This is a genomic window from Vreelandella janggokensis (assembly GCF_031451615.1).
GTDB classification, from domain to species: Bacteria; Pseudomonadota; Gammaproteobacteria; order Pseudomonadales; family Halomonadaceae; genus Vreelandella; species Vreelandella janggokensis.
In genome coordinates, this window is the sequence record NZ_JARWAJ010000005.1 from 254452 (window position 1) to 262550 (window position 8099).

11 protein-coding genes are annotated in these 8099 nt (G+C 53.6%); 4 read left to right on the plus strand and 7 right to left on the minus strand.

All coding sequences use genetic code 11. The annotated features are described in order from the left end of the window. Window positions 1–70 precede the first annotated feature (70 nt). The 7 genes from QC816_RS14955 to flgB are packed head-to-tail and all read right to left on the minus strand — an operon-like array spanning window position 71 to window position 5339. Window positions 71–760, minus strand: a complete 690-nt coding sequence (locus tag QC816_RS14955) for a flagellar basal body L-ring protein FlgH (RefSeq protein ID WP_199284405.1) — start codon at window positions 758–760, stop codon at window positions 71–73. 25 nt (window positions 761–785) lie between these two features. Further along, a complete protein-coding gene (gene flgG / locus QC816_RS14960; RefSeq protein WP_309783063.1) occupies window positions 786–1568 on the minus strand; it encodes a flagellar basal-body rod protein FlgG in 783 nt (260 codons plus the stop codon). Between the two features lie 30 nt (window positions 1569–1598). After that, window positions 1599–2357 carry a flagellar basal body rod protein FlgF gene (locus tag QC816_RS14965; RefSeq protein ID WP_309783064.1) on the minus strand — a complete coding sequence of 253 codons (759 nt, stop codon included), beginning with the start codon at window positions 2355–2357 and terminating at the stop codon, window positions 1599–1601. A 29-nt stretch (window positions 2358–2386) separates the two neighbouring features. Beyond that, complete coding sequence (gene flgE, locus QC816_RS14970; RefSeq protein ID WP_309783066.1) at window positions 2387–3736, minus strand: flagellar hook protein FlgE; 1350 nt, start codon at window positions 3734–3736, stop codon at window positions 2387–2389. Between the two features lie 36 nt (window positions 3737–3772). Continuing rightward, window positions 3773–4462 carry a flagellar hook assembly protein FlgD gene (locus tag QC816_RS14975; protein ID WP_309783067.1) on the minus strand — a complete coding sequence of 230 codons (690 nt, stop codon included), beginning with the start codon at window positions 4460–4462 and terminating at the stop codon, window positions 3773–3775. Between the two features lie 3 nt (window positions 4463–4465). Beyond that, on the minus strand, window positions 4466–4876 hold the full coding sequence (gene flgC / locus QC816_RS14980; protein ID WP_066318863.1) for a flagellar basal body rod protein FlgC: 411 nt from the start codon (window positions 4874–4876) through the stop codon (window positions 4466–4468). Between the two features lie 28 nt (window positions 4877–4904). Continuing rightward, window positions 4905–5339, minus strand: a complete 435-nt coding sequence (gene flgB, locus QC816_RS14985; RefSeq protein ID WP_309783068.1) for a flagellar basal body rod protein FlgB — start codon at window positions 5337–5339, stop codon at window positions 4905–4907. Between the two features lie 184 nt (window positions 5340–5523). Between flgB and flgA the strand changes: the two genes are divergently transcribed. The 4 genes from flgA to QC816_RS15005 all read left to right on the plus strand — a co-directional run bounded on the left by flgA (window position 5524) and on the right by QC816_RS15005 (window position 7903). Beyond that, complete coding sequence (gene flgA, locus QC816_RS14990; protein WP_309783071.1) at window positions 5524–6255, plus strand: flagellar basal body P-ring formation chaperone FlgA; 732 nt, start codon at window positions 5524–5526, stop codon at window positions 6253–6255. Window positions 6256–6342: 87 nt separating this feature from the next. Then, complete coding sequence (gene flgM / locus QC816_RS14995) at window positions 6343–6618, plus strand: flagellar biosynthesis anti-sigma factor FlgM (protein ID WP_199284399.1); 276 nt, start codon at window positions 6343–6345, stop codon at window positions 6616–6618. Between the two features lie 3 nt (window positions 6619–6621). Beyond that, a complete protein-coding gene (locus tag QC816_RS15000; protein ID WP_309783074.1) occupies window positions 6622–7071 on the plus strand; it encodes a flagella synthesis protein FlgN in 450 nt (149 codons plus the stop codon). Window positions 7072–7162: 91 nt separating this feature from the next. After that, complete coding sequence (locus QC816_RS15005) at window positions 7163–7903, plus strand: SDR family NAD(P)-dependent oxidoreductase (protein ID WP_309783079.1); 741 nt, start codon at window positions 7163–7165, stop codon at window positions 7901–7903. The last annotated feature ends 196 nt before the right edge of the window (window positions 7904–8099 follow it).

Sequence of the window (8099 nt, forward strand, 5' to 3'; positions counted from 1 at the left end):
CCCAGCGCGTGAGGCGTTATACGTTGCATGTGATTGACCCGCATATTGTCGACCGTCGTGTCAGGCGCGATTAGAAAGGCGAAACGTTGAGGAAGAAGCGCTGCAGCCAGCCCATGTGTTGCGCTTCGTTAATGTAACCATCCCCCACATACTCAATCCGCGCGTCGGCGACCTGGGTGGAAGGAACGGTATTTTGCCCGCTGACAGTACGGGGGTTTACCACGCCCGAGAAGCGAATAAACTCGGTACCCTGATTGATGGCAATCTGTTTCTCACCGCGTACGCGCAAGTTACCGTTGTTCATGACTTCCAGTACCGAGACAGTGATGGTGCCGGTGAATGAGTTATTGGCCTGAGAGCCTCCTCCGCCTGAAAAGTCGCTTTCACCATCAACCTCAAAACCATACTCGGCCAGTGTTTCCAGGGCATCCGGTAGCGCACCAAACTCCAGACTCGCACTGCCATCGCGATCGGCATTGGACGCCGAGTTTTTGCTGGCACTGACCTCTTCATCAAGAATAATGGTCAGAATATCGCCAACGGACCTTGGGCGGCGGTCTTCAAATAACGGCTGGTACCCCCGCCGCGCCTGGTAGATAGAGCCATTGGGAACCGGCGGGGGGCGATCGACAATATTGATCTGTTCCTGTTCGCCCACCACCGACGCCCTGGGTATTTGAGCACAGCCAGCGACCACCAGCAGAAAGAACGCCAGCCCTGCCAGCGCAATGCTTCGCAAACTACAATGTCGTTCCAGCATGAACCCAACCTGTCAGTAAACGTCGTTACAGCTGACCTAAACGCGCCAACATTTCATCGCTGGTCGAAATGGCCTGGCTATTGATTTCGTAAGCGCGCTGGGTCTGGATCATGCTGACCATTTCTTCGACCACATTGACGTTCGACGTCTCTACGTAACCTTGAAACAGGCGCCCAGCGCCGTTCATACCCGGCATATTCTGATTAGGCACACCGGAAGAACCTGTTTCCTGATAGAGATTGCCACCCATGCTTTGCAGACCAGCGGGGTTAATGAAGGTGGCGACGTTAATCTGCCCAATCTCATTGGCCTGGTTGTCCCCCGGCTGGCGTACGCTAACCGTACCGTCTTCGCCGACACTGAGCGAGAGCGCGTTTTCCGGGACGAAAATCGCCGGCTCAATGGGATAACCATTGGCCGTGACCATCTGACCATTTTCATTCAGCTGAAAGCTGCCATCACGCGTATAAGCGGTATTGCCATCGGGCAAAAGCACCTGGAAGAAACCATCCCCATTGATCGCCAGGTCGCGGGAGTTCTCGGTTTGTTCCAGTCCGCCCTGAGTGTGCAAGCGCTCTGTGGCGACCGCGCGCACACCGGTACCCACCTGCATACCGGATGGCAGGCGATCCTGTACATTATTCTGTGCGCCTGGCTGGCGCATATTTTGGTATAGAAGATCTTCAAATACCGGGCGTGAGCGCTTGAAGCCGTTGGTGCTGACGTTGGCCAGGTTATTGGAAATCACATCCAGCTTGGTTTGCTGAGATTCCAAACCGGTTTTGGCCGTCCACAAAGACGAAATCATAAAAAACCCCTCTTGGCTGACAACGGTTTATCAGCCCTGAATCGATAACATGCTGTTGGCGCGCTGGGCATTTTCGTCCGCCGAGCTCAGCATTTTCATTTGCATATCGTAGCGGCGCGCCGCGTCAATCATTGTCACCATGGCGTCAACCGCGCTGACGTTACTACCTTCCAGCGCGCCACTGACCAGTGTCGCGTCTTCATCAGCCGCTAGTGCCCCCGGCTCACCTTCTTCATTCGGGGGAGCGCGGAAGAGTCCGTCTTCACCCCGGGTGAGTTCGCCCTCTTCTGGCGTCACCAGCTTGATGCGACCGACATTCACCAGGGCTTCTGGACCCTCGCCCTGGGGAATCGCACTGATGCTGCCATCGGCACCAATGGATATTTGCGCCCCCTGAGGTAGCGCGATAGGGCCTCCGTCACCCACCACCGGCCGACCAACGCTCATCAAGATACCGTCGTTGTCGACCTGGAGGTCTCCACGCCGTGTATAGGTTTCAACGCCTTCGCCATCCTGCACGGCCATCCATGCATCATCCTGCATAGCGACATCAAGCGTGCGGCCCGTAAAATCAACGGGCCCCTGAGAATAGTCGGTACCCGGTGTGGTGGTCACCGCAGACGTGCGGGTAGGCAGCAAGGCATCACCTTCCACAGGCACGGAGCGCGCTGCCTGCAGTTGGGCGCGGAACCCCGATGTGGCAACGTTCGCCAGGTTATTACTCACCACCGACTGCTGGTCCATCGTATGCTTGGCGCCGCTCATGGCGGTATACAGCATTCTATCCACGACCTTGCTCCCTTAAATTCCGTCAGCCGTTACAGGTTGATGATGGTCTGCAGCAACTCATCCTGGGTACTGATGGTCTGCGAGTTAGCCTGGTAGGCACGTTGGGCGACAATCATGTCGACCAGTTCCGCGGCCATGTCCACGTTGGAGGTCTCAACCGCGCCCGGTTCAATCAGACCTCGTTGGCCGGTACCTGGGGCACCCACCAATTCCTGGCCTGAGGAGCCGGTAGCGGTCCACAAATTGTCGCCATTGGGGCTCAAACCTTCAGGGTTACGGAAGCTCACCAGAGCAACCTGACCTGCCGCGCGCGATTCTTCATTGGAGTAATTGCGCATGATCGAACCGTCATCTTCGATGGTCACCCCCACCAGCGAGCCCGATGTGTAGCCATTCTGGGCCAGATCGTTAACGGTCGAGCTATTGGCGAATTGGGTAGTGTTGGGGAAATCTACCTGGATCTGCTGGCTAGTCAATGTAGGTGTGGCGCCGCCGAACTCACTATTCGCAACAGTGTTGCCATCACCATCACGAATAGCGTCAGGAGTATCCAGATCAATGTCAAAAGCGGTAAAGTTATCGTTTAATCGACCATCAGTCGTAAAGTCGAAGTTTTCACCTTCAGCAATATTAGTAAAGCCGTAGTTAGGTGCACCTGCGGGGCCACCTGACATACGTGCATCAACCTGCCACTCATTCGCGGCGGTCTTGGTAAAGTACATGGTCAGGTTGCGCGCATTACCCTGAGAATCGTAAATCGTACCGTTGGTGGAATACGAGTACTGGCTGGAATCCAGGCCATTGGCCACATTTGCTGCAGTTGCGGCTTCGTCAATGACACCAGGAGAGCTGTAAACGGTAAAAGTGGGATTATCGTCCGCATCTACTAACACTTCTTCTTCGGCATCCAGGTTGAGCGAAACGTCCAGCTCAGTGGTGGCACTCGCCGCCAAATCACCTGCATCGACGCTCAAGGCTTCAACATCGCCGCCGCCCTGGATATTGCCCTGCGCGTCAGCAGGATATCCCATGATCTGTGCGCCCTGAGCGTTCACCAGATCACCATTGGCCGTCATAGTCAGCTGGCCGTTACGCGAGTAACCAATTTCACCGTTTGGCTGTTGGAAGCGGAAGAAGCCCTCGCCTGCAATTGCCAAATCCATATTACGGCTTGATGACTCGATATTGCCCGAATTGAAATTCTGCAACACCGCGGAAGTACGAACGCCAAGCCCAATACTTGACTGAGCGTAAACATCAGCAAACTGCACGTTGGAACTTTTAAAGCCAACCGTCTGCGAGTTGGCGATATTGTTACCAACGGCCCCCAGCTTTTCTTGCTGGGCATTCAGGCCACTTAACGCTTGTGAAAAACTCATGATAGTCCCCTGCTAAATCGATCAATAAGTAATGGTTCAGAGAATTTGTTTGACTTGATCAAGTGTCACTTGGCCATAGATGGCACCGAGGTCAAGGCGAACTTCTTCACCCGATTCGGCGGGCGTCACACCCTGAACAAGCGCATAATTGAGCGCTTTGGATTCAAGTGCTTCCCCTTCGGCATTGGTCGCTTTAAAGCTGACGTTGTACGACCCCTCAGCGACGGCAGCTCCGTCATTATTCAGGCCACCCCAGCTGAACGACTCGACGCCCGCACTAACACCCTCAATGTTCTTGGTATAGACGACTTCACCGGCATTACTGGTCACGGTAATCTCGACATTATCCGCTGGCTTATCCAGCTCGATACCAAACGGGGTGGCATAGCTGTTGCCGTCTTCATCAGTGTTGACCTTTACCTGGTTACCCGGTACCAGCACGGCATTACCGATTAACCCGGAGGCTTGTAACATTTGAGAAGCATCCATCTGCTTGGTAATGCCACTGAGGGTATCGTTCAACTCCTCAATGCCGCTGACCGTATTGATCTGAGCCAGTTGGGACGTCATCTCCGCATTTTCCATCGGATTCATCGGGTCCTGATTTTCCAACTGGGTAATCAGCAGGGTCATGAAACTCTCACGCAGCTCCGCCGACTGACTGGCCGGCATTCCGCTAGAGCCACCGCCGTTGACATTGCTAAGTACACTTGTATCGATATTCATGGTTTACCCTTCACCCAGCGAGAGTGTTTGCATCATCATCTGTTTACTGGTGTTAAAGACCTCGACGTTGGCTTGATAAGAGCGTGAGGCTGAAATCATGTTGACCATCTCATGAACCGGTTCAACATTGGGCTTGGCGACGTAGCCATCCTCGTCTGCAGCGGGGTGGTTGGGCATGTACTCAAGCCGTAGTGGCGAATCATCCTCCACGACCTCAGTGACACGCACGCCCCCCACGCCATAGCGTGAATTATTGGCTTGGGATTCGAACATGACCTGCTTGGCCCGATACGTCTCGCCGTCTGGACCTGCCACGCTATCGGCATTGGCCATGTTGCTGGCGGTGACATTCATGCGCTGCGACTGAGCACTCATAGCGGAACCTGCGATATCAAACGCAGAAAACATTGACATAACTACCTCCTAACCGGTTCGGGCCAGTTTATTCTGGCTGCATGGCCGTTTTTAGCCCTTGAATCCGGCTATTCATTATCGTGAGAGCTGCTTGATAGCGAACTGCATTGTCGGCGAATTGCGAACGCTCACGGTCCATTTCAACGGTATTGCCGTCCAGGCTGGGCTGGCTTGGGGTCCGGTAAAGCAGATCCGCATTATTACCGGCCGTTCGTGCAGGCCCTTCGCCGGCCAGATGCCGATCCGAGGTCCGCGACAACGCCAGGCCCCCGCCATCATTGCCGTGTGCACGCTGACCGCCGTCAACGGCTTTTTTCAATTCGCTGGCAAAGTCGATATCCCTGGCTTTGTAATTCGGGGTATCGGCATTGGCAATATTCGCCGCAAGCACTTCATGCCGCGCCTGACGCAGCCCCAGCGCCTGCTGGTGGTAATTCAAAGAAGCTTCTAATTGGTCGATCATGCCAACCCTCGCTTACTGAGAGGCAAAATAGGATTTGTTGATGATGGAGAATACGCCGACGCCTGTCAGCCTAAAGCATGAAACAACCTTCGTTTCACCCAGCATTTCTCGTGATAACCATCGGGCTTTTTCGTTAGAATCATGGTTAACTTATATCTGCCTCTTTCGTTGAGCACCCGCCTCCATGCGTCAATTGTCGCTTAATTCTGTACCAATCCCTTTGCTACGTTGGGTGTATCGTCTGCTTGTGGTCAGCCTGGCGGCATTGGCGGCCCTGCCTTTCGCCAACGCGTCAGATACCAAGCATGACGCGCTAATGGAAAGCGTGCATCAGTTCCTCTATAGAGAAACACAGGCGCTGGGTAACGAAGTGGTTATCAATCTGCACCCCCCTTCTCCCCACCTTTCCGCCTGCAACAACCCCGACCCGTTCTTGACCAACCCGAATGAGGCGCCACTTGGACGCGTTTCCGTGGGGGTTCGTTGCGGCACCGATAGCCAGCAAGTTCGCTATCTGCAGGCAGAAATCGACGTCATCGGCAGTTACACGATTGCCGCTGTCAACATCGAACGCGGCCGTCAAATCACTCCTGACATGCTGGGCGAAAAAACCGGCAATCTAGGCGACTTACCCTCACGAGCTATCACTCAACCCGATGACATCGTGGGTAAGGTCGCCCGCCAACCAATCGCTAGCGGGACAACGATTCAATCACATTTTATTCAGGCGCCTCTTCTCGTTGAACGAGGCCAGCGGGTTAAGGTCATAGCTGAAGGAGATTCTTTTCGCGTATCCCGCGAAGGGGAGGCTCTCAATAATGGCGCTATGGGCGAAGAAGTCAGAGTGCGCTTTGGTTCTCGCGAAGTGATGTCCGCGCGTGTGGTCGAGCGCGGAACTCTGATGGTCGATTTTTAATTAAATGGCTAAAGTTTCACCCAACGACGCCGATAGTCCACGTAACACGCGCATCGCGCTCTAAACGTTGACGATGAGGCACACAACGTGAAAATTGATAACGTCAATAATCAGCCACTTCGCTCCAATCATGCCCAGCAGCGTGATGAAACCCAGAAGGCGGCGAACTCAGCATCTACCATGTCAGGTGCTGAAGCAGAGGGCTCAACACGCATCAGCACGATGAGCGCCGACGAATCGCATGATATCGACAGCGCGAAGGTTGAAAGCATTCGTGATGCTATTCGTGATGGACGCCTGGAAATCCGGGCTGATCGTATTGCTGATGGCTTGATTGCCAATCTTCGAGAAACCCAGGAGTAATTTATGAGCCTCGCCAGCTTGTTGACCGATCAGCAGCAGCGCCTTGATGCGTTGATATCACTGCTGGGCAACGAGCAGACTCTGCTAACTCAGGGGGACATCGACGGCAATGCGCTGGCTGACGTTGCCCATCAAAAACAGCAATTGCTCACTGAGCTTGAGCGTATTGAAACCCTCCGGCGTAGCGTACAAAAACGCCTAGGGTACGAGGATGGTGCTCAAGGTGCCAAAGCTGCCGCTCGCGATGCTAGCTGCACTGACACATGGGGCCGCTTGCTCGAAAAAAGCGAACGTGCCGCCCGCATGAACGCGTTAACAGGTGAAATGCTTTCCCTTCGCATGAAGCATAATCAAAAGATGCTTGATTATATTCGGCAGATTGCTGAGAAGACGCTTTACAACCCGGATGGTCGTAATTCAGCCCAACCGGGTCGCATCAATGCTTCAGCTTGAACAATACTTGTATCAAGCGCTACTAAAACTAGACAACCCCTCTGCAAGATACTTCAATAGGTAACATTACGTTCCCTTATGGAGTAGCTGCATGCTTCCTTTCCTACCCGAAAAGTTTACTGCTGTCGTTATCGGCGCCAATGGCGGTATTGGCAACGCCATCGTTAACACCTTGCTAGGCAATAGCCAGATAGGGCGTCTCATAGCGGTTAGCCGTGCACCTTTTCATTCAAATCACCCTGACGTGGAATCCGTGGTTGCTGATGTCTCGACATCATCTGGGCGTGAAGTCCTATCACAGCACCTGAATGGCCGACCTATACATCTTTTGTTTAATGCGATGGGGATACTTCACGACCAGGCAAGTGGTATCCAGCCTGAAAAACGGCTTGAACAGCTCAATGAAGACACCATAGCCCATGTCATGCACATTAACGCAGTGACACCAGCGCTTTTGCTCTCGTCACTAAAACCGTGTTTACAAGGTAAGCATCCTTCGATCATCGCCAGCCTGTCGGCTCGTGTAGGTTCAATTGGAGATAATGGCTACGGGGGCTGGTATAGCTATCGAGCCAGCAAGGCGGCTCACAACATGTTGATGAAAACAGCTGCCGTCGAGCTTTCACGTCTTAACAAGCAATCTATCGTGTTATGCCTTCACCCTGGCACTACCGACACAACGCTTTCAAAGCCCTTTCAAGCGCGTGTTCCCTCCGAAAAGTTATTTCACCCTGCCTTTGTTGCCGATCAATTGATCAGCGTAATAGCCAAGCGCACACCTGAGGACACCGGCAGCTTCTGGGACTGGGCTGGCGAACCTATTGAATGGTGATTGTTTATTTTTCTTTCACACAAACAAAAACCCCCGAGCACAATATGCTCGGGGGTTTCTGCGGTATAGGTGCCTGACGATGACCAGGGCGGCTCTCCGCTACTCTCCATGGGGAGACCCCTAAAAACAAAGCCCCGACCAAATGGCCGGGGCTTCGTTAAATAAGTGCCTGACGATGACCTACTCTCGCATGGGG

Coding starts and splice junctions, on each gene's coding strand:
- flgB (WP_309783068.1), bottom strand. CDS start 5,339: ATGATCGACCAATTAGAAGCTTCTTTGAATTACCACCAGCAGGCGCTG.
- QC816_RS14955 (WP_199284405.1), bottom strand. CDS start 760: ATGCTGGAACGACATTGTAGTTTGCGAAGCATTGCGCTGGCAGGGCTG.
- QC816_RS14975 (WP_309783067.1), bottom strand. CDS start 4,462: ATGAATATCGATACAAGTGTACTTAGCAATGTCAACGGCGGTGGCTCT.
- flgG (WP_309783063.1), bottom strand. CDS start 1,568: ATGATTTCGTCTTTGTGGACGGCCAAAACCGGTTTGGAATCTCAGCAA.
- QC816_RS15000 (WP_309783074.1), top strand. CDS start 6,622: ATGAGCCTCGCCAGCTTGTTGACCGATCAGCAGCAGCGCCTTGATGCG.
- flgC (WP_066318863.1), bottom strand. CDS start 4,876: ATGTCAATGTTTTCTGCGTTTGATATCGCAGGTTCCGCTATGAGTGCT.
- flgA (WP_309783071.1), top strand. CDS start 5,524: ATGCGTCAATTGTCGCTTAATTCTGTACCAATCCCTTTGCTACGTTGG.
- flgE (WP_309783066.1), bottom strand. CDS start 3,736: ATGAGTTTTTCACAAGCGTTAAGTGGCCTGAATGCCCAGCAAGAAAAG.
- QC816_RS15005 (WP_309783079.1), top strand. CDS start 7,163: ATGCTTCCTTTCCTACCCGAAAAGTTTACTGCTGTCGTTATCGGCGCC.